The organism is Flammeovirgaceae bacterium (genome assembly GCA_015180985.1).
In the GTDB taxonomy this organism is placed as follows: Bacteria; Bacteroidota; Bacteroidia; order Cytophagales; family Cyclobacteriaceae; genus UBA2336.
Map to the genome: position 1 here is coordinate 1,574,894 of CP054185.1, position 26,717 is coordinate 1,601,610.

17 protein-coding genes are annotated in these 26,717 nt (G+C 47.4%); 8 read left to right on the forward strand and 9 right to left on the reverse strand.

The annotated features are described in order from the left end of the window. Positions 1-71: 71 nt before the first annotated feature. Positions 72-635, forward strand: a complete 564-nt coding sequence (locus tag HRU69_07490) for a DUF4136 domain-containing protein (protein QOI97342.1) — start codon at positions 72-74, stop codon at positions 633-635. Between the two features lie 34 nt (positions 636-669). Here HRU69_07490 and HRU69_07495 read toward each other — a convergent pair whose 3' ends face one another. Then, a complete protein-coding gene (locus tag HRU69_07495) occupies positions 670-1,134 on the reverse strand; it encodes an outer membrane beta-barrel protein (protein ID QOI97343.1) in 465 nt (154 codons plus the stop codon). Between the two features lie 58 nt (positions 1,135-1,192). On the opposite strand from HRU69_07495, the gene HRU69_07500 reads away from it, so the two are divergent. The 3 genes from HRU69_07500 to HRU69_07510 all read left to right on the forward strand — a co-directional run bounded on the left by HRU69_07500 (position 1,193) and on the right by HRU69_07510 (position 2,717). Continuing rightward, positions 1,193-2,236, forward strand: coding sequence for a quinone-dependent dihydroorotate dehydrogenase (locus HRU69_07500; protein QOI98857.1), 1,044 nt, complete (start codon positions 1,193-1,195; stop codon positions 2,234-2,236). Between the two features lie 111 nt (positions 2,237-2,347). Next, entirely contained in the window at positions 2,348-2,584 is a 237-nt protein-coding gene (locus HRU69_07505; protein QOI97344.1) for a hypothetical protein, read from the forward strand. Then, positions 2,568-2,717, forward strand: coding sequence for a hypothetical protein (locus HRU69_07510; GenBank protein ID QOI97345.1), 150 nt, complete (start codon positions 2,568-2,570; stop codon positions 2,715-2,717). The genes HRU69_07505 and HRU69_07510 overlap by 17 nt, the downstream gene beginning before the upstream one ends. 2 nt (positions 2,718-2,719) lie before the next feature. On the opposite strand, the gene HRU69_07515 is transcribed toward HRU69_07510, so the two are convergent. The 3 genes from HRU69_07515 to HRU69_07525 are packed head-to-tail and all read right to left on the reverse strand — an operon-like array spanning position 2,720 to position 7,163. Beyond that, positions 2,720-3,622: a type IX secretion system membrane protein PorP/SprF gene (locus HRU69_07515; protein ID QOI97346.1), complete on the reverse strand. Its 903-nt coding sequence runs from the start codon at positions 3,620-3,622 to the stop codon at positions 2,720-2,722. Positions 3,623-3,626: 4 nt separating this feature from the next. Then, positions 3,627-5,996 (reverse strand): gliding motility-associated C-terminal domain-containing protein, encoded by a 2,370-nt coding sequence (locus tag HRU69_07520; GenBank protein ID QOI97347.1) that lies wholly within the window; start codon positions 5,994-5,996, stop codon positions 3,627-3,629. A 27-nt stretch (positions 5,997-6,023) separates the two neighbouring features. Next, positions 6,024-7,163: a hypothetical protein gene (locus HRU69_07525; protein ID QOI97348.1), complete on the reverse strand. Its 1,140-nt coding sequence runs from the start codon at positions 7,161-7,163 to the stop codon at positions 6,024-6,026. Between the two features lie 130 nt (positions 7,164-7,293). Between HRU69_07525 and HRU69_07530 the strand changes: the two genes are divergently transcribed. The 3 genes from HRU69_07530 to HRU69_07540 are packed head-to-tail and all read left to right on the forward strand — an operon-like array spanning position 7,294 to position 11,242. Next, entirely contained in the window at positions 7,294-9,267 is a 1,974-nt protein-coding gene (locus tag HRU69_07530; GenBank protein ID QOI97349.1) for a sensor histidine kinase, read from the forward strand. Then, positions 9,264-9,875, forward strand: coding sequence for a response regulator transcription factor (locus HRU69_07535; protein QOI97350.1), 612 nt, complete (start codon positions 9,264-9,266; stop codon positions 9,873-9,875). Before HRU69_07530 ends, HRU69_07535 begins: the two co-directional genes overlap by 4 nt. A gap of 2 nt (positions 9,876-9,877) precedes the next feature. Beyond that, positions 9,878-11,242, forward strand: a complete 1,365-nt coding sequence (locus HRU69_07540) for a hypothetical protein (protein ID QOI97351.1) — start codon at positions 9,878-9,880, stop codon at positions 11,240-11,242. Positions 11,243-11,284: 42 nt separating this feature from the next. On the opposite strand, the gene HRU69_07545 is transcribed toward HRU69_07540, so the two are convergent. Both HRU69_07545 and HRU69_07550 read right to left on the reverse strand, forming a co-directional pair. Further along, a complete protein-coding gene (locus tag HRU69_07545; protein QOI97352.1) occupies positions 11,285-12,625 on the reverse strand; it encodes an OmpA family protein in 1,341 nt (446 codons plus the stop codon). Between the two features lie 98 nt (positions 12,626-12,723). Further along, the gene (locus HRU69_07550) at positions 12,724-14,895 is read right to left on the reverse strand and encodes a S9 family peptidase (GenBank protein ID QOI97353.1); all 2,172 of its coding nucleotides are present in this window, start codon (positions 14,893-14,895) and stop codon (positions 12,724-12,726) included. 284 nt (positions 14,896-15,179) lie between these two features. On the opposite strand from HRU69_07550, the gene HRU69_07555 reads away from it, so the two are divergent. Continuing rightward, positions 15,180-15,998, forward strand: coding sequence for a hypothetical protein (locus HRU69_07555; protein ID QOI97354.1), 819 nt, complete (start codon positions 15,180-15,182; stop codon positions 15,996-15,998). A 41-nt stretch (positions 15,999-16,039) separates the two neighbouring features. On the opposite strand, the gene HRU69_07560 is transcribed toward HRU69_07555, so the two are convergent. The 3 genes from HRU69_07560 to HRU69_07570 form a co-directional block, all read right to left on the reverse strand. After that, entirely contained in the window at positions 16,040-22,135 is a 6,096-nt protein-coding gene (locus tag HRU69_07560; GenBank protein QOI97355.1) for a VCBS repeat-containing protein, read from the reverse strand. A gap of 158 nt (positions 22,136-22,293) precedes the next feature. Next, positions 22,294-25,782 (reverse strand): gliding motility-associated C-terminal domain-containing protein, encoded by a 3,489-nt coding sequence (locus tag HRU69_07565; GenBank protein ID QOI97356.1) that lies wholly within the window; start codon positions 25,780-25,782, stop codon positions 22,294-22,296. A 119-nt stretch (positions 25,783-25,901) separates the two neighbouring features. Then, positions 25,902-26,660, reverse strand: coding sequence for a hypothetical protein (locus HRU69_07570; protein QOI97357.1), 759 nt, complete (start codon positions 26,658-26,660; stop codon positions 25,902-25,904). Between the last annotated feature and the right edge of the window lie 57 nt (positions 26,661-26,717).

The window sequence follows — 26,717 nt, forward strand, 5'->3', positions numbered from 1 at the left end:
ACCAAATTGTTCACCTGTGAAGCTGATTTGCCAGGATTTTATTAGTATTTTTAACAACTGGTTGTTATCCGATGAGAAAGACAGTTACAACTGCGTTGGGTGTTATGCTGAGTATACTTGGTTTTGCTCAGGATTTTGAGATTGCCGTAGAAAAAGGCATTGATTTAAAAAAGTACCAGACATTTACTGTAGTAAAAGGAGCCGTTGTTTCGGGGGGTGATCAGCCCATTGATGCGAATAGCCTGTATAATGAGATAAAGCCAATCATCATCCGCGAATTGCAGCGAAAAGGATATACGTATCAGGATTCGGCCGCTGAGCTTACCGCTACATACGTAATTGAATCGATGATGCGCACCGATGTGCAGCGGCTCGGCCCGCTGGGGCAGGCACCGGCCACTAATCCAGCTATGGTTGATCAATCGCAAACCTGGTCGCGCGAATTTCGTCAGGGTTCGCTTATCCTTAACCTGGTGGATACCTCACGTAAAACAACCGTATGGTCAGCCGAAGGAACGATGGACATTTCGCGCACCCGGGGCGGAAACCTGCTGGATTATGCGGTGAAAAATGCGTTCCGGAAATTTCCCGATAAAACAAAAACCGATAAAAAGTCTAAAAAGAAAAAAGGCTGAGGATTCCTCAGCCTTTTATGATGTAACGAATTGATTACTTTCTAAGCTTAAAACGTGCTCCAAAGAAAAGCCCCAGTTGGTCGGCATCGCCCAGCACAAACTTAAGCTCAGTAAACGGCTCCCAGTTTTTGCCGATATTAAAGTTGGCGCCAACACCCAGGTTAATCCCCACTTCGCTGTTGCCATCAAAACCTTCAACTTTTGCACTAAACAGGTTAATCCCCGCGAGTCCATAAAAATCGGCTGAACCGGATTTGGTAAAGTAGTACATGGCGTTAGCATTAAACTCCCACCAGCTTACCGGATCCTCCGGAAACCAGTAAATGAAACTTGGCGCAATAGCCACTTTGTCATTAATGGCGAACTCCCCATTTACCCCAAGGCCCAGTTCTTCCACTTCGGTGCCATAACCAAGAAACACCCCGATTTTCTGTGCGGCAGCATCCTGAGCGGCACCAATAAGGCCAATAATAAACAATACTCCGAATAGTCTTTTCATTTCTTAATATGTTAATGTTTGAATACAAAACTATTATTTTCTAACTATCGGAAAAATGATGTACCGCATTCTTATTCGGCCAATTCTTTTTTTGTTTGATGCCGAGCGCGTTCATCACCTTGTTTTTCAAGTGCTTCGGTTTATAGGAAACATTCCCGGTTTTAAGAATCTGTTATCCGCGTTATACCGGATTCGTTCATCCCGGCTTGAACGAACCGTTTTCGGATTAACGTTTAATAATCCGGTAGGCCTGGCAGCCGGTTTCGATAAGGATGCCCGACTGATTGATGAACTGGCATGTTTTGGATTTGGATTCATTGAGATTGGAACATTAACCCCGAAACCGCAACCGGGAAATGAAAAACCCCGGCTGTTTCGCCTGCCAGCCGATAGCGCATTAATTAACCGGATGGGATTCAATAATGAAGGAGCGCTGGCAGCGGTTGAACGTTTGAAGAAACGAAAATCGCAGGTTGTTATTGGCGGGAACATCGGGAAAAACAAAACTACACCCAACGAAAAGGCATTGGATGACTATGCCTATTGCATAGAAGCGCTCTATCCGTATGTGGATTATTTTGTGGTGAACGTAAGTTCACCTAACACACCGGGTCTCCGTGAACTACAGGAAAAAGAGCCCTTGAGGAAGTTGCTTGCCTATGTGAAGGCGCTGGCAGGTTCGAAAGAAAAGGTGAAACCCGTTTTACTGAAAATCGCCCCGGATTTAACCGTTGAACAGCTGGATGATGTGATTGAGATTTTGAAAGAAACAAAAACTGACGGAGTTATTGCCACCAACACCACCACATCGCGCGAAGGATTGGCGACTGATCAAAAAACTGTTGAAAAAATCGGTGCAGGCGGGTTGAGCGGCAAACCGCTTACCGGCAAATCCACCGAAGTAATAAAATACTTGCGCAGGGAACTCGGCCCGGATTATCCCATCATTGGCGTGGGAGGAATTATGTCGGTGGAGGATGCCCTTGAAAAACTAAAAGCCGGTGCCAACCTGATTCAGATCTACACCGGCTTTGTATATGAGGGGCCGGGGTTTGTGAAGCGAATAAACAAAGCTGTACAAACCCTGTGGGATTCTCTGTAGCCTGAAGATGAACCGGTATTTAGTGGTTTTTGGTGTTCCGCTTCGTTTTGCGATGGAATGGTTTTTGCAACTCACCAGGTTTTACATTTATCCATAATCCGTACCTTTGGTATGGTTATTCAAATTTGGTATGGTTATTCAAAAATGAAACGGATTGAACTAATCAGATTGGAAGAAAAAAAAGCAGCGCAACTAAAGCAAAGCGCTGCCATGACACCTGGCGAACGCTTTCATTACATGTTGGAGTTGATTCATTTATCTAATGTGTTGTTGCCCAACCGGCCACCTAAAGAAAAACCGTACTTTAGGATTTTCACATTGAAGCGCATTCATGATTTTCACGGGTGATGTGCTCTCCTTCTTAAACCTGCTGAACGAGCATCGTGTTGAATACATGATTATCGGTGGAGCGGCAGTTAATATTCATGGGTTCTCCCGGGCAACCGGAGATATGGACATCTGGTTCGATGGTGTACGTTGAAATTAAAAATTCCTGATGGTGCCGGCATCGTGGAATTTAAGTGCTTTCACACGGGCGGCAATCATAAATTCGTGTGTGGTGAACCGCGTGCCTACCGATTGACCGGTTGGTAGTTCAAACGCATACCCCAGTCGGAACTTATCGCCCAGTTCAATCTGTGCCATGAAGCCCAGCGTACCCATGTCGCGGGTAAACAGCGCCAGGGTGTAGCTGTTGTCGGCCGTCATGGCCACACCCACGTCATACGAGAGCGGTGCGCTGGCTTCACCACGTAACAATACCCAGGGCTTTAGTTTGATGCGGTAAGTCATCTGCCATACATATGCCCCCAGCGCATAAAAATTCTGGTTATACAAACCGGTAGCCACCGAATCGGCATCGGTTGACCGCTTCAGCATTTTGGGTATGGCCATACTGAACATCAATTTTTCATTGCTCAACATTATGCCTGCGCCTATGGTTGGCCGCAACTCGCTTTGGTTGCTGAACTTCGGATCATCGGGGTTAATGGTAAGCCCGCTGTAATCGGTGCGGTAGTTTACCAATCCACCCTGCAATCCGAACGACAGACGCATGGTATTCTTAAGAGGCACATGGTAGCCGTAGGTGAGTTGCATTTCGGTGGTATTGTCCGAACCGATTTTATCCTGCAGCATAATCAGCCCAACACCCATGCGGTTATCGGCCAAAGCAATATGCCCGGCAGCGTTAAATGTTTCCGGGCTGCCGTCAAAGCCTGCCCACTGCTTGCGGTAGGCTACCGACCCGGTAAGGTTGTGTGAGAAGCCGGAGTAGGCCGGATTGATTAGTAGCGGAGTAGTAAGGTATTGTGAATACAACGGGTCCTGTTGTGCATAACTCATTGTACAACATCCGGCAAACAGAAGTGTAAAAAGTTTTTTCATCGGTTCAGCGTTTTAGGGTAAGGTACCCGTTATAGGATTTGCCATTGGTAAGATCAACCTTGTAGAAGTATGTGCCGGCCGGCAACTCTTTACCATCGGACGATACACCGGTAAACACGCGGGTGAGGTTATCGTAGTTTTCGGTTTCAAAAACGGTTTGTCCCCACCGGTTAAAGATTCGCACGCGGTTGTTTTCAGAACCTTCTACCACGCCAATGTATTTTATCAGCATAAAGTCATTATACCCGTCACCGTCAGGCGTTAAGCCGTTATACACCACAATTTCACCCACTACCTCGATGTCAATAATCTGTTGCACGCACAACCCATCGAGATCACAAACTTCCAGCGTAATGCGGTCAATACCGGTAAACGGATTACCCGAATAATCAATAATCAGATTGTAGGATGCATCAACAAATGCCGCAATACCGCGTGAAGTTTCGTTGTTGATCACGCGCAGGGTGGAAAAATTCAGGTTGTTGTCCGGGTCGCTTATCATTTGCGTCAGGTCAACCTGTACACGCCCCTCAATCTGCGAAGCCAGCGGTGTGGTGCTGATTGCCGGAGGCTGGTTGGTTGGATTGCCACCACCACAGGGTGGAGTGAGCACCGTTACCACCACCGGATCAGACGGCAGGCTGGGACAGTTGGCCCCAGGTGCTTTAACAATCAGAAAATACACACCGGTAGCATTTACCGTAATGCTTTGCGTGGTGCCGCCATTGGACCATGTGTATTCAAAGTTTGCCGGACCGGTCAGTTCAACCGAGCCGCTGCCGCAGATTACTGTGTTACCGGTGATGGTGATGGTGGGTTTGGGAGGAGCGGGTATTACCGTAAGACTTACCGCATCCGAAGGATCGCTTACGCAGGTGCCGTCACCTACCTGCACCGTATAGCTACCCGACTGGTTGGCCAGAATTTGCTGCGTGGCAGCGGTAAGCGGGGCGCCATCTTTTGTCCAGATGTATTGCGCAAAACCTGCCGGTGCAGAAAGGAAAATGAAACTGCCTTCACAAAAACTGATTGAGCCGGAAGGATTGATGGCGGGTGTGGGAATGATAACCACCGTTGCCGTTACCGCTACACGCGAACTCTCGCAATTTGTATCGGGGTCAAAGATGCTGACGTAATAATTTTTTGTAACGCTGAGTGAAGGCGTTTCAAATGTGGGGCCGGTATGCACCAGGTTATTAAGAATCGGATCGTCATACCAGCGGTATTGTTGTGTGCCAGTTGCACCGGTAGCGATTAACGTTACAGTGCCTGGCCCGCAGCGGCTCACTCCCGGAGCTGTAGGCGAAGGCGGTGGCACGCAGGGCGATACGGTAAAGGGTGCAGACAAAAGCAGGCTCCATACTCCTTCCGAATCTTTAACGCGTATGCTGAGCAGGTGATTGCCGGTGGGAACACCGGTCATGTCGAGCGCCACCAACTGGTCAAGGGTTGCACCCGGCACAATGCCGGGAATGGGCGTACCCGTGCCGGTGCCATGTTCATCATCTATAAAATACTGCGCTGCTACGATCTGCCGGTTGGGTAATGCAGCGGTATTCATGATATAAAACGTGCGTATTTCGGCATGGCTCCATCTCCCTTTGTTATCGCGGTAGCGGAAACCGATTTTGTGAAAACCGGGTGTGAGTGATGGCGGAAGATTGATGGCAAATGAGTTGTTCTGCGGACTGCCCGGAGTGATGGTAAGTGGCGTGTTGTTGCCCGCTCCCAGGTCGGTATTGAAGAAATATTCAACACGGGTTATGCTGGTGGCCGCGTCAGATGTTACAGGTGGAACAACATAAAACGTTCGGGCTTCACCGTGCGTCCAGCGGCCGCGGTTATCGCGGAAGCGGAATACTATGCGGTGAAAGCCGGGAGATAGTGCGCTTATGCTGATTGGAAGCGCCAGGTTAACAGAGCTGCCGGGTGTAAACGCTATGGCCGTGCCGTTGCCAAACCCGGGATCATTGTCAAAGAAATATTCTCCGGCTACAAGATTGGAGGCAGTTACAGGTGGAGTAAGAATATAAAATGTGGTGATGCTCGCATGGCTCCACGTGCCGTTGTTTTGCCGGATGCGGAAACCAAGCCGGTGAAAGCCCTGACTCAGCGATGTGGTGGGCACAGTGAATGAAAAAGATACATTGGTGGCCGGTGCAGAAACCGTAACGGGTGTTCCGTTGCTGTGGCCCGGATCGGTATCAATAAAATACTCAGCGCGGTTGATGGTCTGAGTGAAAGCTGTTACACTGAGTAAGCAGCACAGAATAAAAAGTCCATAGTTTTTTAGTCGATGGTCGATAGACGCCAGTCTGCTATGGACTATCGACCATGGACTTTTATTGTCCGACCTAAACGATGCTATTTTCATAGACATGTTCTTGCTCCACTGATCAAATCAATTATTCACTCTTCCTTGTACCTGCACGTTGAGTGTGCCGTTGGGTGCAATGGTGGAGTTTAGAATATTAACCGATGTAACCTGCGGTATGGGTGGCATGGGTGAAGTATCAAATCCGCTTCCGGCAGCACCACCTGAAGGAAACGGATAACTTCCACCGTAAATACCAACATCAGTACCATCGGTGGCGTAGTTCTTGCCGGGCGAAGAGGACTGCAGGCGGTAATTGTAGGTATTGCTATAGGTGCTATTGTCGGGAACATTTATAAATAGCGGGTTAGTGCCGGTAAGGTTACCACTGCCCGAATTGGCTCCGCCTCCGGTTCCGAGATAGGTAGCTTCAAAAATGTTGGTGGGATTGTACTGCGCGGCAGCACCAATGGTATTCTGGTTGGAGATGTTTTTGTTAAACGTGCAGAAAACTACTTCATTGGCGAAAATATTTCCGGAGGAGCGCACAAATATGTTATTGGTTATAACCGCATTCCAAACACTGTTCAAATTTGAACTTCCCAGGAATACATTATGGTCAATTGTTACTGAGGGGGGATTAAAATACCCCACTTGGCCGGTTATGATATTATTGGCTATCAGCAAATTTGATGATGAAGAAGAGATTCTGCTGGAAGCGCCACCCAATATTCCGTAAACTATGTTATTGTATATAGTCCATCCAGAACCCAGGTTGCTTGAATTTAAATACGTATAGATGTAGCTATTTATACTGTTTCTGAAAATAGTAATGTTGTTGGTTGCCAGCGTGCCGGTACAGTTAATATTTGAACTTACCAGCAAGCCTGCAATTACACTACCCGAAGGGTCAGTTGAACCATCGCGGAAGAAGCTTACATTATCTGCCCGTGTGGGTTGCCCGAACTGGTTGTTTGGGCCGTAACCCGCGCCAATCACCACCAGGCGTTTGCTGATGGTAAGCGTTCCATATGAAAACCGGGTTCCATAAATATAAATCGTATCGCCTGGTGAAGAGGCCGTATGCGCAGCATTGAAAGATGTATTACCCCCTTCGCCAGTTGTGGTAAACTGTGCCGGCACGGCCGGGTCATTACTTACCGTGCGCACGGTGGCGAGTGATGCAAATGAAACAAGCAGCAAAATAAGGTTAATCAGGGCTTTCATGGCTATTGAATTTTGTTCATCAAAGAACACTTCGAAAACTCTTTTATGCCTCCACGAAAAAGGGGATTTTTCAATGTACCTTTCGTTGCGCTGATATTTCTTTCAGGCAGACCATTAGCTTTGTATAGCTATGCGCTTGCTACTGATTGGAATGGTTATGGCATGTACTTGCCGGTTGCTGCCGGCCCAGGAGTTGTACGACCTGGATAGTTTGCAGATGGCGTTTGCGCAATCTCAACCCGATACCAACCGGGTTAAACTGTTTATTCAACTGGGGCAGCAGTATGAAAACAACCAACCCGATACGGCCATCTGGTTTTACGAGCAGGCGCTGAAATTGAGCGAGCAACTGGGCTATACGCGCGGTATTATCAGTTATTACACCAATGTAACGTACGTGTATAACATGAAAGGCCGGTACGATACTTCGCTGGTGCTTAACCTACGCTCAGTTGAAATTGCCAAGCAGTTGGGCGATCCTGAACGTATAGCCGCCTGCATCGGAAATGTGGGGGCAAGCTATATGTACCTGGAGCAGTACGAGAAAGCCATCGACCAGTACCTTCAGGTAATACCGATTATCGAAAAACTTAACGATAAGTATAAACTCTGTATCGTATCCGATAACCTCGGGCTCTTGTACCAGAAAATCCTCCAGTACGACAAAGCCCTTCAGTATGGCGAACAATCCGTTAAGCTTGCCCGTGAAATTAACCGGCCGCTGGCTTTGATCAATTCCCTGATCAATTTGGCAGTTACTTACAATTCGCTGGGAATGATGAAGAAGGCCATTGAGCAACTGGAGGAAGCAAGCGTTTTGTGCCGGAAAGCTAACCACCAGTACGGCTTGCTGGTAGCCACGCTCAACCTGGCTGATGCACATATCAAGATGGCCAATTTTGCTCCATTAAAAGGATTTTTTGAAGAAGCGTTGAAGCTTTCTGAACAATTAGGTGAGCCGGAGTCGCACGCTATTGCCCTGCGCGGCATGGCCATTTATTATTTTAATCACAACCAGCCAAAGGAGGCCGAACGCTTTGCAAACCTTTCCTTGCAGGAAGCTCAACAAAACAACATGCTAAGTCACATTGGTAAGGCATATACCGTACTGGCCGAAGTTTCCATATTGAAAAGGGATTTCAGGATGAACTCGGTTTACTCTTTTAAGAGCGATTCCATCCGCAATGTGTTGGTTAACGAATCGGTAGTGCGTAATGTGCAGAGCCTGGAAGCTTTGTACGAATCAGAGAGAAAGGCGCAGCAAATCAAAGACCTGCAACAGGAATCGGAGATTAAGGATTTGCAATTAAGCCGCGGGCGGCTTGTCAATTATATTTTAGGAGGTTCCCTGTTTTCTCTTTTGCTGATAGCCCTTTTTGCCGGGCGAACTTATTTGCAGAAAAAGAAATTGCTGGAGAAAGAAAATCAGATTCAGCAAGCCCGCATCCTGCAACTGGAAAGTGAAAAACAATTGATGGCCAGCGAGGCCATCATCAAAGGCCAGGAAGAAGAACGCGGCAGGCTGGCAAAAGACCTGCACGATGGACTTGGCGGATTATTATCGGGAGTTAAATTTACCTTAACCAATATGAAATCAAACGTTGTACTGGATGCCAACAGCGCGCTGCTCTTTGAGCGGTCCCTCGATATGCTCGACAATTCTATTACTGAATTAAGGCGTGTTGCGCACAACATGATGCCCGAAGTGCTGGTGAAGTTCGGGCTTGCCGAGGCCCTGAAAAGCTATTGCCAATCCGTTAGCGAGTCGGGGGTATTTCAAATAAATTTTCAGGCTATCGGCATGGAAAACAGGATTGAATCGAATAAAGAAATAATTCTTTACCGTGTTGTGCAGGAACTGCTCAACAACATAGGCAAGCACGCTAAGGCTACCGAAGTTTTAGTACAGGTTGCCCGCCAGAATGGCGAGATTATAGTAACCGTAGAAGACAACGGTTCAGGTTTTGATGTAGCCTCCCTGCAACAGGCCAAAGGTTCCGGCTGGACGTCCATCCGGTCGCGGATTGATTATTTGAAAGGAAAAGTGGACATTCAGTCTGTTCCAGGCCAAGGCACCTCCATCAACCTAACCGTGCCGGTATGATTCGGATTTTCATAGTTGATGATCACCCCATGGTAATTGAAGGCATGCGCAGTATGCTGCAACAAGTAGCCGGTGTGCAGGTGTGTGGCTATGCCATGAATGCGGCTTCCTGTATGGGATATTTTGTCAATAACCAGGCGGATATTGTTTTGCTGGACATCAATCTGCCGGATCAAAGCGGTATTGAGGTATGCCGGTTGTTACTCAAGAAAAATCCCCTGCTTAAAATAATTGCGCTTACCAATTTTGATCAGCTCACCTATTTACAAAGTATGCGGGGTGCAGGTGCTAAGGGCTATTTGTTAAAGAATGCTTCGCTGGAAGAATTGGAAAGAGCCATCGGCCAGGTTAGCAATGGCCATGAATACTGGCTGGGTAAAGAAAATGTAAAAGAAAGCATCAGCGATCATAACAAACTGCTGCTCACGCGCAGGGAGATTGAAGTGCTGCGGTTAATAGCCGAAGGATTAACCAATCATGAAATAGCCGAAAAGCTTTTCATCAGCGACAGCACCGTTGACTCGCATCGCAAAAACCTGATTTCAAAACTGCAGGCCAAAAACACCGCAGCGCTTATCCGTACGGCATTTCAGAATAAAATTATATAACTATGAAAACTGTGGTTCAGGCTTTACTGATAGTGGCCTTTCCGTTTGTCGAAATAGCAGCTCAGCAAAAGGAGACGTTGGATATCATAACCTTTACCCCGCCACCGGGGTGGAAGCGCGAAGCCAAAGAGGGACTGGTAAGTTTTTCGATTGTCAATCAGAAAACCGGTACGTGGGCACAACTGGAGTTTTACAAAAGCATCGGTAGTTCTGGTGATGCACGGGTTGATTTTGAGCATGAATGGAAAGAAATGGTGGCAAAACGCTTTGAAAATATTCCGTTGCCGGCTGCCGAAGCAGTAACCGAAGACGGATGGACAGCCCATCAGGGTGCCAGCGTATTTACCTGGCAAGGCAAGCAATCGTATGCTGTGTTAAATACCATATCCGGGTATGGCCGTGTGGTTACGGTTGTGGTGCTTACCAATACCGATCAATACAACCCGCAGATTGACCGGGTTATACAATCCATTGACCTGCAAAAGCCAGCAGGAGGAGTAAATACTCAACCTTTATCGCAACCCCTTACACAACCGATGGTGGTTTCTGATAAACCCGGTAATTCCGGCATTAGTACTTCTACAACCAATTTTGATGACGGCTGGGTGGCCAAACCGTTTGCCGATTACGTAAAGATTACCAAGGGTACCATTACCGTGTTGCTGCACTATGCCATTGAATTGGATGATAACCTTCGAAACGCAGGAAGTATTGAGGGTGCATTATTCGACCGGTTCATGCAGCCCCGGTATGTGGTAAGCAACCTGCGCAAATACGACAACAACGGACCATGCTACTTTTGTATTTACTTTTACGAAGCCGATGTAGTGGATAAAACCACCGGCCGGAAATACTATGCCGGTTTCCGCATACTGATTGAAAGCGGCATTGCCCGTTGCATCGAAATAATAGCGCCATCTGCACAGGAGTTTCAGAAAGAATTTCCGAATCAGGAAAAAATTGCCGGTATGCTGGGTTATAACAAATTTGCCGTTACGCTGGCCGACCTGGTGGGTACCTGGGAGGAATCGTCCGGTGCAGGTGTTAATATGTACAGTGTAGTAACCGGTGCGTATGCCGGCATGGCTACGGCATCGTCTTCCAGTTCATTTACCTTTAATGCCGATGGCACCTACACCAGCAAGCACCAGGGCGCTTCAGGGATGGTGGGTAACATGACCTTCTTCGATCAGAAATATGAAGGCAAACTAACGGTAACCAACTGGGATATAACCATGACCAACCGCTGGCAAGGCAAAACGGAACATTGGTGGGCACAGTTTGAAGCTGTGCGGGGCGGCAGGGTTTTACACATTACTGATAAAGCGGCATCGGCTATGCATTATGCATTAGTCAAGACCAGGTAGTGTTAAGTCGTCTTAAGACTTCAAGTCGTAGGACGACTCTTCTCACATACTTGTTATGCGCATCTCCACCCTCCGGTTTTGCGCTCTGCCTCCGGGTGTATCGTTTGTTGCCACCGGACGGTCGGGTCCGTATCCCACCGCTATCAGCCGGTCTTCAGCTATGCCCGCGGCCACAATATAATCCTTACAGGCTTTTACCCTTCGGTAAGAAAGCGTCTTGTTCAGGCTGCGTTCACCTTCTGACGAAGTATGTCCGGATAACTCAATCTGCGCAGTTGGATTTGCCTTCAGGAAAGCCACCACCTTATCCAGCTCAGGTTTTGATTCATCCTTAATAGCAGCCTTACCCTGGTCGAACAGGATAGTATTTAATGTAATGGCTTCGCCTACCTTTACCTGCCGGTTATCAAACCGGGCCACTTTGCCTTTTGCCAGGTAAATTACCACCTCGGGATTATCATCACCCTCACCAACATCTGCCGTGGCGCTTCCATCGGCATACCCGTTGGCCGAAGCGCCAATAACTTCAAATCCGGTGGGCACCTCGTTGATGACAAACTCACCCCTGGCGTTTGTGTTCACGGTTACTTTATCCACTGTAAATACCTGTGCTCCGGCAACCGGGGTTTCGCTGTCTTTAATTAAAACACGACCACGCACAGTTCCTTTGCAGCTATTTTCACGCTTACGGTTTACCAGTAACCGCACGAAGTCGATTGCAAAGCCATCCGCACTTCCGGTGGATTCATCAATCAGCAACGAAATACCGGTACCTGTTGCCAGCACGGCATAGAACTCTTCGTTTAATGGAATCGACACCAGTTTACCCACCGGCCCGGTTTGATCAATGGCATTCAATATCCGTTCACCTTCTACAAAGCGTTTACCATTAAGAAGCATTTGAAATTTGGAACAAAAGGTAAGCGGTTGAAAATCGTCCATGAAAAGCTGAAGAAAGGCATTCTGGATAACAACATCTTTAAGAATGGTTGTTGGGATTTTCCAGGTTACCGGTTTGGATGTTTTTGGGTCGTAGGCTTCGCTGTATCCGTCACCACCACATGGTGCAATCTTACCCTGCACATATTTGGATGACATCAGGATGCGGTCAAAGCCCGGCATATCGCTGGCATCCGGGCTCCACGGATACCCATGCGCCTGTGTCATACGGCCACAGAAAGGATCAAAGTCATCCGGCCATCCAAAGTTTAAATTGTCGGCATCACCCAGCCGAATAATGTAATCGGCCTCCATGGTGTTGGTTAATACCACCAGTTGACTTTTCCAATCTGTATCGGAAGACACGGTTTTAACCTGGGCCTGAGCGGGTGAGCAGAGCAAACCATAAAAGAGGCAGATAAGAGAAAACGAGGCGTTTTTCATACAAGGTCTTGTTTCGAAGATTAACAAGGTAAAGATAGACATAAACCTCCCGAATTAAAGTCGTCCTGCGACTATAAATCGCAGGACGACTGCTTGCCTCACATTTTCTCAATCTTCGGTTTGGTTTCCAGTATTTCCTTCATTCCAAGGATATCGAACACAAAGGTGTACTCCAGTGCTACCTCGCGCAGCCTTCTGAACCGGCCGCTGGCACCGCCATGTCCTGCATCCATGTTGGTATATAAATAGAGTCTGTTGTTATCGGTTTTCATGGCACGCAGTTTGGCAACCCATTTGGCGGGTTCCCAGTACTGTACCTGTGAGTCGTGAAGACCTGTCGTTACCAGCAGGTTCGGGTAGTTTTTCTTTTCCACCTGGTCGTATGGCGAGTAGGAGAGCATGTACTCATATTCTTCCTGGATGTTCGGATTGCCCCATTCTTTCCATTCAAACGTAGTTAACGGAATGCTTTCGTCCATCATGGTGGTGATTACATCCACGAAGGGCACGGCCGCAATAACCCCGCGGTACAGGTCCGGTCGCATGTTGGTAATGGCGCCCATCAGCAGGCCGCCCGCGCTTCCGCCTGAGGCAAACAACTTATCTTTTGCAACATAGTTGTTTTGAATCAACCACTCCGAACAGTCAATGAAATCGGTAAACGTATTTTTCTTGTTCAGCATTTTACCGTTTTCATACCATTGGCCGCCCATTTCCTGGCCGCCCCGGATGTGTGCGATAGCGTAAACAAATCCGCGGTCAAGCAGGCTGATGCGGTTTGAGCTAAAGGTTGCATACATCGTAGCGCCATAGGAGCCATACCCATAGATCCATCCCGGCATGGAGCCGTCTTTCTTGAATTTGTCTTTGCGGTAAACGATGGACAGCGGTACTTCTTTTCCATCGCGCGCTTTTACCATCACGCGTTCGGTGGCGTAGTTATTTTTATCAAACCCTCCCAATACGGGTTGTTCTTTTTTCAACTCCTTTTCACGGGTATCCATATTGTAATCAAATGTGGAATTGGGTGTGGTCATGGAGGTGTAGGTATACCGGATGATGTTGGTGTTGAACTCCGGGTTGTAACCAAACCCCGCATAGTAAGCAGGCTCACCAAAGTCAACATAGTGTTCCGATTTGTCGGCTCGTTTGATCAGCCTGATTTTAACCAGCCCGGCATTCATTTCGGCCAGGGCCATGTAATCGCGGAAGAAGTCCACATCCTGCAGGAATACATCTTCACGGTGCGGGATAACATCTTTCCAGTTTTCCTTTGAAGGTTTAGCAATTGGCGCTTCGGCTAGTCTGTAATTTTTAGCATCAAGGTTTGTGTAAATGTAAAACTTATCGCCACCGGCATGGTCAACCGAGTACTCCACATTATCCTGCAGGGGTTGAATAACCACCGGCTTGCCGGGTTTGTCGGCATCCAGGTATTGCGAGAAACTTGCATCCGTACGGCCCGAGCTGATAATGAAATACTTCTTTGATTTGGTTTTGCCGATGCCCACATCGAGTGTCTGGTCCTTTTCTTCATAGATAACCGGATCAGATGAAACAGGGGTTCCCAGTATGTGCCGCTTGATTAAATAGTTGCGAAGTGTTTTCGGATCGGGCACCGAGTAGAGAATGGACTTATTGTCGTTGGTCCAAACATAACCACCACGTGTATCAGGTATTTTGTCGGCCAGCAGTTTGCCGGTGGTCATGTCTTTAATTTTAACCGTGTAGAAATTCCGGCCCACCGTATCCATTATAATAGCCACCAGGGTATGGTCGGGGCTTGCCGAGGTGAAAAAATTAAGGAACGATTGCCCTTTGCCGAGTTCGTTTCCATCGGCAATGATTTCTTCAGGGGCATCCAGCGAACCTTTTTTGCGGCAGTAAATGGGGTACTCGCCACCGGTAATGTAGCGTGTGTAGTAATAGTAATCATCCAGTTTGTAGGGTACTGATGAGTCATCTTCTTTAATCCTTCCGCGCATTTCTTCGAACAGCGCATCCTGGAATGCTTTGGTGTGCGCCATCATTGTATCCAGGTACTTGTTTTCAGTCGTGAGGTATTTGATTACGGTTGAGTCTTCGCGGTTTTTCAGCCAGTAGTAATTGTCCGTGCGTTTGTGCCCATGCTTCGACACAATTTCAAACGGCTCAACTTTTGCAACAGGCGGCTTTACATCGGGCAGTTTAACTTCTTTTTCGGAAGGGGAACAAGCCAGTAAAAGAGTAAAAACAAGGAGCGGGAATAACCGGGTTAGTGGACTTTTCATAAGTAGGGTATTAATCAAGATAAAAATAGTGAATGTATTGTTTTAGTTAGTTTACAATTTTTTAAAGGTGAAGATTTATTACCAACGGCTGATATGCACATTCCTACAGGTTTGCGGCTTTGCAATAGCGGGCAAAAAACCGGTGGTAGCCAGCATTCTTGGCTTTTGTTTAATTCCTGAAATTGTAAGCAAATCCGATACAGAGGAAGACCGGTAGTTTTTATCCGTACAGGTACGGAGTCCACAGCTAACTCATGCACCATACTTTTGAAAAAAAGTAGTTTATGGTTAAACAAAAAGTGGTATTGATACTGGCCTGCTTCTTTATGATGTTACGCGCGGCCATCGGACAGTCATTGCAGGAATTTAAAAACGGCAAGGAATATTTTTACAAAGAAAAAGGAGGTATTGGCGATCATGGAACCTGGGGGTTTGCCTTGAGTGTTTCTAATTTATCCAATCCGGCTGCACCAAATAGTAATGCGCACAGCATGACTAAATTGAGTATGCGGATGGATTATAAGCGGTATCGGAAAGAAAAAGGCAAGCCGCGTATGTTTTATCAGAATAAAAGCCTGGGTGATGTATTTGCCATCCTGGGAAGCGAGTTGAAAAGTAATACCGGTGTCAATCAGAAAGAAGGCAGTACAATATCCACATTTATCGGGTGGACCTCATGGGGTTGGAATGTGCTGGTAACTGACAGAGCCATTGTTGCCATGGGGTTTAATATTAATGATTATGTGGTGGGTACCCGGTATTATTACCGCGATATTAATGGGGGTATCATCAGTCAGGAGTCAAAGGAACCTCAGGGGCTTTATTACGGCAGCGGGCTTTCGGTTTTTTTTGATTATGCCCTATCGGAAAAAGTAATTCTGCAAACATTAACCAGTTACACCGCTTCGTTCTGGCGGCCGGTTTCGTTAAGTTATGCTACGGTAGATTCATCGTATCCGAAACCGCAATTCCTGCATCTGAATGCCGAACTGCAAACTTCATTCAAACTGTTTGTAGGTTTTGATTTCAGTATGCTGATTAATCGGGGCGATTTACCCAACGATACCAGGCGACTTGACATTCTGCTGGGGTATCGGTTTTAAGTGCTGTATTTTTATCAGCAGCCGGCATCGGGTTTAAACGGTTATCGTTTAAGCGACAGGAATCCTGTTTTGGCGGGCCTGCCGCTGTTAAACTCGATTTTATAAAAGTAGGTGCCGGTGGTCAGTTCCTTGCCTGAGTTGGAAATACCCCTGAATACCCGTGTATCATTATCGTAGTTGGAAATAGAAAACACCTCATCGCCCCAGCGGTTGAAAATGGTAACACGGTTTTGTTGGGTATCGGGGAACAGGTTGATGTATTGAATGAGGAAAATTTCATTCTTTCCGTCTCCGTTGGGAGAGAATGCATTATAAACAATAATATCTCCTGCCACTTCGATGGTCAGCACTTGTTGGGTACATTCGCCAAATAAGTCGCACACCTGTATCGTTACCTGATCGGTACCCGAAAAGAATACGCCCCCATAGTCAAGTACCAGTTGCAGGGAGCCGTTGATGCTTGCGGAGGCGCCCTGTTGTGAGGTGGAGGTAACAACGCTTAAGGAAGCAGGATCCAGGTTATCATCCGGATCATTAATGAGGTCGAGAACATTGATGGTTATAATTCCTTCTACAGGCACTGCAGCTACCGTTGATTGAATAACGGGTGCCTGGTTGTTGCACGGGGCGGGTACAATATTCACAGTAAGTGCAACTGATGCAGGACTGCTGCAGCCGGTGGCATTGGTAACCGTAACAGAATATAGGCCGCTTGCTGTAACGGTTATCTGTTCGGTGGTTTCACCGGACGACCAGCTGTAGGTAGCGTAGCCAGTTGGGGCAGTCAGTGTGAGCGTGTTGGTGCTGCAGAAGGTGATGGTATTACCAACCGGAGTAATGCTTGAAATAATTGCAGGTTGAGGTGGCACTGAATTGATTATCGCATTTACAGGTACCCGGGCGCTTTCGCAAAATGCATTGACCAATGAAACATAGTACTGAGTAGTAACAGTGAGGGCTGGTGTGGTGTACGTATCATTTTCTTCTCCCGGAATGGGTTCGCCTGCAACCAAATCCGGGTACCACCGATAATCACCAGGGGATCCATTGGCTGCTGAAACAATAACAGGTCCCGGGCCGCAGCGTGCCCCGTCAGTTGTTATGGGGGCGGGTGGAAGCGGGTTGACGATGAGCGTTGCGATATCGGTATACACGGTAGATGCCAAATCGCCATCGATCCTGCACCTGTAATCACCCGATTCAGAAAGCTGCATGTTGTTGATCTGAAGGTTTTTGGTCGTCACATCGGCATAGGCGCCACCATTGGTCAAATCTTCAAACTGAGAACTGATGGTATTGAATTTCTGCCACTGGTATGTGATGTTGGTTGTACCGGTGGCATCGGTTGAGAAGGGATAGTTGTCGCCTTCACACCGGTTGGTTGTTCCACCGGGTTGCGTAGTAATAGTGATACTCGCTCCTGACGTATAGAGTACCCGGGCAAAGCCGTGTATGGTAGTACCATCGTACGAAACAAAGTCACCGACAATCAATATCTTTCCGTCTGGCTGTATGGCCAAATCACGTATCTGGGTATCAACACCGCCTACCGGGTCGAATTCACAAACCAGGTTACCGTCAGGATTCAGCAGAGCCAGCTGGTGTCGAACTTCGTCATTGTACAACGAAAACTGACCGGCTGCGACCATGTTACCATCGGCCGTTCGCTTGATTGCTCTTACCGGTCCATCAAACCCATTGCCGCTGTTGAAGGTAAAGGTTAGGTCCACGCTGCCATCCGGGTTCAGACGTGCGATATTCTCGCAAGGCACCCCATGAATTGAGTTAAATGTCCCGACAATCACAATCTTGCCGTCCGGTTGAATAATCAGGTCGCTGATTTCATCATCTGAGAAAAGTACTTCTTGAAAGGAGGGATCGGCATTGCCAAATTGATCCAGCCGGGCTAACCCATGAGAGCCTCCCAATACAATTTTACCATCGGTTTGTTGCCTGATGACATTGGAGGCCATATTGTCTCCGCCTGCAAATGAACCATCGGGTGTTCCATCCGCATTAAGTCGGTACACGAGAACTTGTCCCACTCCATCATCATAGATAGAGAGGAGTACTTTTCCATCGCTCTGCTGCCCCAACGCATAAATGGTGCTGGCGTAGTAAGCAGGTGAATTAAATGAGTTGTCCAGTGAGCCATCGGGGTTAAGCCTGCGCACATACGATTCAGTACCCGACTCCACGACCAGTATTTTGTCGTCTGGCAGTACAAGCAAATTCCCTTTACGGGGATAATAAACAGAATTGGTAAAGGTATTATCAACTGTACCGTCCTGGTTAAACCTGAGTATCCCCTCATAATTTGTTCCACCTATTATGATCCCGGTTGTGGCAACTATACTTTTTCCATTCGATTGCATGGCAATGGTTGTGAAATCAGCGGGATCTTCAACTGCCGGGTTAAAGGAGGTATCCAAAGCGCCTCCTGTCCGCGAGGTTGGCGGACAATCAAACGGTACTACAGTAAAATCTGTCGCACTGGTTGCCGTGTTGCCCAGCACAAGTACTGTAATGGGTCCTGTTGTAGCCCCCGGAGGAACGATGGCTGTGAGTGTAGAGGAAGTGCTTGAGGTAACATAAGCGCTAACACCATTAAATTCAACGATATTGTTTTCGATTACTGCGGAAAAGTTCGTACCGGTAATGGTGACCAAAGTTCCTACCGGACCACTCGCGGGGCTAAAAGAACTGATGGTAGGGGTGGCTATCAGGTTTTGGTATACAAGCAAAAACCCGGCCGCGCGGGTAAGAATTATTTCCGGTGCGCCATCTTCATTCAGATCACCTGTGGTAATGCCTCGGGGTGCAGTCACTGTGGTATTGAATGGGGAGGCAAACGATGCCGGTGTAAGCGCTCCGCCCGAGTAAATATTTTTAAAAATTGAAAAACGGTTTCCCGATTCGCTAACGGTAATAATTTCCGGTTTTCCATCACCATCCAGATCGGCTACGTGTGCTACGGTGGTGGCACTCGGATTAGTTAGATCAACGCGGTTGAAAGTTAAGCTTCCAGGTGTACTTTGGTTATGGAAAACGGAAAGTAAAGTTGGATTGGTGCCGGTGCCGTGATAAATGAGAAAGTCGAGTTTATTATCGTCATCAAAATCACCGGTGTAAACACGGCCGGGATTGTCGCCCGTGGCAATATCTATCCGGGTTCCTAACGTGGACGCATTTACCCGAGTGGCATTCGTACCCGGAAAAATGCTGAGATTATCGGAACTGGGATTGGTTGCAATAACATCCGGAAATCCATCGGCATCAAAGTCGGCTGCTGCTATTCCTCCACCTGGTGAAGGCTTTGCCGTGCTAAAATCACCCGAAAAAGAACCAAACATACCCGCAGCACTCAGTGTACCTGCAGTACTCCGGTTTTCCAGTAACAGCAGTTGGGCACTTCCGGCATGAGTTTTTGCTAAATCGATTTTTCCATCGCTATTGAAGTCCGCCTGGGCAATATTGGCTGCGCCAGTTCCAATGGCGAGTTGAGGCCCGAACGAAATGAGGCCCGGGGTGCTGTTATTTTGAAACATGGCGCTCAGTCCAACAACGTCAATTAGGCCATTGCCGTCAATATCAAATAATTTTGGGTTAGTGGCATTACCGGAGGTGGTTCCGGCCGCGGTGAGTGATGCAGTTGATATGGGGCCGGTTGCATGCGAATTGATAAAAAAAGCAGTTTGATTGGTTCCCGATACCTGTGCAGCAACATCCGGTTTATTGTCATTGTCCAGATCGGCCACTTCAATGTCGTAGTCAGCATTTGCTAACGCGAATTCAACCGGAGGTGCAAAGTGGGTGTTATCAAACGTTGCCACCGATGAGAATGTTGGATGAAACGGTAAATGATAGACAGAAGTGAGTTCGCCTACCCGTACTGAAACAGGACCATGCCCGACACCCGGGGGTACGCTTACGGTTAACAGCGTTGAACTGGCTGTCAGCACTATGCCCTGTATGCCGCCAAAATAAACATAGTTTTCGAGCGTATTGGGCGCGAAGTTGTCTCCGGTAATGGTTACCGTAGCCCCAACAGGAGCGGCCAGAGGCGAAACCGTGGCTACAGAAATTACGGGTGCGGACACATTTTGATTCTCATAAATAACAATTCTGGCAGGTGTTGTGTTTGTAGTTCCAAAAACCATGTCGGGTTTTCCGTCTCCATTCAAATCAGCCGCCTGCATTGTGGTTGGGTAAGTGGTGGCACCTATTCCTGGAAACATATGTCCCTTGATAAAGTCTGATTCATCCAATGAACCTGCTGAGTAGTTATTTTCGAATACGCCAACTTTATCACTATCAGTAGCCAGTAGATCGGGATTACCGTCCCCATTGATGTCTGTCATACTTAATCCACCATAATAACCTGTTTCTGAATCGAGTATAATTTGTGTTGAAAAATCAGAAATGCTCAACGGGCCTCCTGAGTTGGTGTTTAACCGGATGTAGATGTCATCGTTGCTGAATCCTGCTTTCCACGCCAGATCGTTTTTCCCGTCCTTATTAAAATCGTATACCACCATGCTACCCTGAATTCCAACAGGTAATGTTAGCGCAGGTCCAAAAGAAATTGCCCCTGGAGTGGATGAATTGACATGTATGTTTTGTTGATTGAGTGCATTTTGGATTTTATGAATAAACTCAGGTTTGCCATCACCATCCAGGTCAGCCAATGTAGCCCCCTGGTGTGAAATACTTCCACCAATAAATGTCACCTGTCGATAGCTAAATTCAATGTTGCCCGGAGTGCTGATGTTTTGAATGATCCACGCTGAACCGGGTGAGGAACCTTCGCCACCGACTAAATCTATCAGACCGTCTCCGTCAATATCTTCTGCTGATGTAACAGGGCTTTCATCGGATGCTCCATTCCAGTGTTCCACCGCTTCGAAACTTAAATTTCCAGGTGTGCTGATATTTCGGAAGGTAGCAAAGGCACCGGGCCCGCCTGTCCAGCCGGAAGTTACCATGTCAAGTTTCCCATCATTATCAAAATCGCGTACGGCTAATCCCGCTCCATTGGTACCCGATAATAGCGTGGGGAAGAAAACAGGAGTGGCAAATGAAGCGGCAGAAAGTGCCCCGCCATTGCCCAGGTTTCGATAGACTCGAATGCCTGTGTTGTCCTCGTTAGCTACAACGATATCATTCCAACCGTCTCCATCTATATCCGCTAACAGTAGGCCGCCCATACCTCCGGTATGATCAATCGAAAACCGAAGCTTGAATGAGGCAGGAATAATTCTTCCGCCACCATCAAAGGTTGGAACAAATGGCTGACGCGAAATCCCGGAACGTCCTGTCGTCTTGTTTACAACTCTTATCGGTCCATAATGTGCACCTGAAGGAACCGTAACGGTTAATGTGGTGGGGCTGGCAGAGGTTACGCTACCCTCCATACCTCCAAAGAAAACTGTATTGTTGGTTAGGGTTGGGTCGAAGTTGCTTCCATTTATGGTAATGGAGGTTCCTGGGTTTGCAGATGTAGTAGACAAGGAACTGATTAATGGTGCTGGAAGAATTGATCGTTGATTCAGCACAACATTGTCGATAGCACCACCAAATGTGTTATTGGTGGTGTTGGTATAATCAATGCTGAATCTAAAGGAGTGAACACTGCTCAGGTATTGGAGCAGTTGAGCTTTTGTAGCAACTGGTCCGCTCATTCCTCCCACTCTCCAACCGGCAGTTTCATCCAACCGAATAGTATGATTGGACCAGGCCGGAGCCTGTGCGGGAAAAGTTGGCAGATTCGCTGATAATATCTGACCGGAGGATGTCCTTATTTGCACATCACCAAGGGTGCTTGCACCATGGGTGGTAGGCACATAGGTTAGTTGCAGGTCAAAACTCAACTCTTGTCCATAACAGAAATAGGCTACATTACCACCGAAAGCAGCAGGCGAAGTCCAGAAAAAAGGCTGGGAGGAAGTGGTTCCTGCGGAAATGTAGCCACCCGGATTGCCACCTGATGCGTTGTAATTTACCGTGAGCGGACTACCCAGGCTATTATCAGAACACGTCCATCCTTCAGCATCAATATCAAAAGTGCTTGTTATTTGTGCAATTGCTTTGGCACACAAGCAAGCAAAAACTATAATAATCAGGAGAACCCGAGCCATAAGAGAGGAGTGAGAAGTGAAGGTAAAAATTCATCTGCTCTATTGCAAAAAGTAATGGTAGCTGGGCTACATAGACTCAGTATTATATTATTTAAATAATTCTCTAAATCGAATTTGTATAATTAAAGAATATGGCCAGTACTCCAAGAAGTAGGGTACTATTTCTTCAAGGTCAGATACCCTGTTTTTGTAGCACGTCCGCTGATAAATTCAATTTTGTAAAAGTAGGTGCCGGTGGTCAGTTCCTTGCCTGAGTTGGAAATACCCTTGAATACCCGGGTGTCATTATCATAATTTGTAATAGAAAACACCTCATCACCCCACCGGTTGTAAATGAAAACCCTGTTCTGCTGGGTATCGGGGAAGAGTTCGATATACCGGATATAAAAGAACTCATTTTTACCGTCACCGTTTGGCGATACAGCATTGTAAGGAATAATATCACCAGCCACCTCAACGGTAAACTGCTGGTCGGTGCAATTGCCCAGAATGTCACAGGCGCGGATGGTAAGCAGATCAGTTCCTGAAAAGTTTATGCCGGCATAGTCAATCGTTAATATTCCATTGCCATCAATGGATGCCGATGCACCGCTGGCGGGCGGTATCATTATTTGAAGCGAACTGAGGTCAAGCGTGCTGGATGTGGTAATGAGCGGGACCAGATTAATCGTAACAAGCCCCTCCACCTGCGTTGATAAGGGAACCGGTGTAATTACCGGTGGACTAACCGGAGACACCGTAACGATAAACGGATCGGTTAACAGGGTGAGCCCGGTTACCACTGTGTTGGTAATTTCAACATGATAACTGCCCGCATCGGCCAGTGTTGCCGAAGCAATTGTAAAGGTAGCGCTGGTAGCCCCGGCTACGGGTGTTCCGTTTTTATACCATTGGTATTGGTTGTTTGCACCCGGTGTTGAAAAGGGAATAGTAAGCGGTTGCCCAACAGTTGTGTTAACCGTTCCGCCCGGCAGGTTATCCTGCGGTGCATACACAAACCCTCCCTTGCCCATATTCGGTTCAAGGTGGCCAAAGTGAAGTTTGTTGCCGTACACCCGCAGATCGGTGAAGGAATTGGAAACAAAAAAGGGTATTGACGTGAAGTCGTTATCGCGGAGCGACACATCGGTCAGGTTCGGAAGCAGGCCGATGCCGGCTGGTACATCGCCCGTGAACTGGTTGACTGAAAGGCCGAGTACGGTAAGATTAGTGAGGTTTGCCAGTGTGGCGGGCACTGTACCGGTTAGTTGATTATTGAACACGCTGAACGAGGTGAGGTTATTAAGATTGCCAATGGAAGCCGGTAATGTGCCGGTAAACTGGTTGGGTCCCAAACTCACCAGGTTAAGGGTAGTTGCGTTACCAATTTCTGAAGGAATACTTCCTGTAAGTTGGTTGCCACCAAGAAAAACGGATTGCAGGTTAGGCATACTGCCAATTAAAGGCGACAGGCTACCGGTTAATTGGTTCTGTCCTAAATCGATGGAGCGAAGCGAAGCAATGGTGTACAATGTGTTGGGTATGGAACCGGATAGTTGGTTGTCGTCTAATCGTAAATAAGTAAGCGAAAGCATGTTGCCGATTGTAGCCGGAATACTGCCGGTAAGGCTGTTGGATTGAAGCTCAAGGTCGGTGACCAAGGTAAGGTTGCCGATGGATGTGGGTATGGAACCGGAGAGGGCATTTGAATGAAGCAACAATGTCTGAAGTTTTGTGAGATTACCGATGGTAGCGGGTATTGAACCGGTTAAGGCAGGGTTATTGATTATCTGCAGCGACTCAAGTTCGGTTAAATCTCCCAAAGCTGCAGGGAGGGAACCGCTTAAACCGTTGTTGTTAAGAAATATTCCTGTAACATGGCAACCCGATACCGAAACACCAAACCACGTGTCTTCATCAGCGCTGAGCCAGTTGGTGTTATCCGTCCAGTTTGAACCATCGGTTGCAGAGTATAAGGTAATAAGGGCATTGCGCTCTGTTGCCGGTACGCACGAGCCAACGGTAACTGTGAAATCCGTTGAACTTATTCCCGTTAACCCCGACACGGTAACCGAAATCGGTCCGGTTGTAGCACCGGGCGGTACAGTTGTAGTGATGCTGGTGGTTGTGCTTGCTGTGACCACAGCGGGTGTTCCGTTAAATTCAACAATATTATCTGCCGGTGTGGTGCTGAAATTCAATCCGTTGATGACGACAACCGTACCAACAGGGCCTGAAACGGGAAGAAAGTCGGTGATTACAGGTGAGCATCCCGGCAACGTACCAACCTTTATAGCAAACACGTCAAAATCATCAATGGCCGCCAGATTAAAAACACAGGCAGATGGGTCTGCATCCAGCAAGCCTACAAAGGAACCGGTTACGTAACTATTTCCGGAGGCATCGGATGCAACGCCATACGAAAATTCAAGATTACCCCCCGCACCCAATTGTCCGGCCCAGTCAAAAGTACCGGTGTCTGTAAGCTTTACCAAGAAAATATCCGCACCTCCATTGGCAGTAAGATTGAATGTACCCGGGCCCGGATCAAAATCCACTGTGTTTTCAAAATTTCCGGCCAGGATGATGGCATTGGAAACATCAACTGTAATGTCTCCGTAATAAACAATTCCGGAACCTTCCATGGAGCCGGCCCAGATGAAACTGCCGGTGGGTGTAAGTTTGGTGATAAACAGGCTGCCCATCGGCCCGGCTGTTAGTGGAAAACCTGATCCTAACGGGTCAAAATCCACCGTACCGTCAAACGGCCCACTCACGATTACATTTCCGGTATTATCTACGGCAAGTTGCTCCCCAATGGAGTAACCGGTACCGTCATAAGCAACTACCCAGTCGAAGTTTCCTGCAGGATTAAGTTTAAGCACAAACGCATTATCAGAGCCGGAGCCTGTAACCATAAAATTGCCGGGCCCCGGATCAAAATCAATAGTAACTGATCCCGGAAATGACCCGGAGATCAACACATTTTCACCGGGGTCAACCGCTATGTTGTATCCATATTCATAAAAGGGGCTTCCCACACTTTTTGCCCAGATAAAATCACCGTTGGTATTAAGTTTGGAAATAAAGACATCGGAAAAGCCAACAGCCGTCATCGGAAATACGGATGTGCCCGGATCAAAATCAGCAAGTAATCCGAAGTACCCGGTGGTAAGTACATTACCCAATCCGTCAAGTTTAATGTCGTTGGCATAGTCGGCTTCAGCACCACCTAATTGTTTGGCCCAGATCAGGTTGCCATCATCATCATATTTAGCAACAAACGCATCGCGGTTGCCAAAGGAGTTAAGTAAAAGCGGTTCCGAGGGATCGGGATCAAAATTAGCAGAACCCCGGAAGGCTCCTGCTACATAAACATTGCCGGCTGCATCGGTAGTAATTGCTTTACCTTCATCCGAGTCAGGTCCGCCAAAGGATTCGGCCCACACGAAATGGCCGTTAGGATCGAGCTTTAGGATAAAAAAATCACGGCTGTTAACCACCGAGGTAAGCAGAAATAATCCGGGCCCCGGGTCGAAATCGGCCGTGCCCTCAAACGTACCGATAATATATACATTACCAAAGGGGTCAATGGTAATGCCGTTGCTTTCTTTATAGGCCGGGCCTGCTGTATTTTTTGCCCACTCCAGGTTGGGTACCTGGGCCATAACCTGATAAATTGCCCAACATGTGAATACTGCCGGCAGTAGTCCTGATAACCGCATGAGGTGTACTATGATTGATGATTCAATTTAGCATTAATTTTTTTTCACCATCTAGGATAAACTCATCCAAATAAAATGGCCGCCAGCCAATTCCAGGTGGGATGAAATGGCATGTGGTAAAAGAAAAATATCCCAGTGAGTTGCAAGACGACAACCAAAAGGGATGGCCACACACTGAGTTTTCGCCTGAGATGCAATACAAACAAAGAGAGAAAAACAATCACGACCAGTGCAAACACAAAATTTCCGGCAATTGCATTGAACGGCCACCCGAATGCATCACAGATGTGACCGATCAACCGGTCACCGGCAGGACCCAGAATGGTTAAAGCGGCTGCCAGCATAAAAGTGGCATGCGCCACTACATTTTTTCTGAAGGCTACACCCAGTATGTAGTAAACGATAAGCCAAATCCAGTACACTGTTCCAATAATTGTGAATTCGGCTGCCTTGATGTTGAGCGGAAGATCTTCCGGAAAATAACCGGGTGGTCCAACATCATCACCTTGCAGTGCGCGCTGGTAGGAGTAGCACAGAATAAAGTAGCCAGAGACGAGTATCACGGGCATTACAAAGTAACTCAGTTTTCCGGTAAACCGGTGTGCTGAAAACCTATTATAATGGATAAGTAAAGGCTGTGTAACCACAAGCGCCAACCAAACGACCATCAACAATCCATGAAGGTGCACGATGGGTGGATGCGGGTAGCTTAATTTCGAATAATAAGTAGTGTAGAATCCGACAAACGTAATGGGTATGAGTAGCAGCATGAACCAGGCTGTTCCTGGAGCAAAGACCCGGTTAATAACCGTACGCTTCATTTGGTTTCATTAAGTTTGAGTTCAATATAATTCAGTTTTAGTTCAAAGCTAACTGAC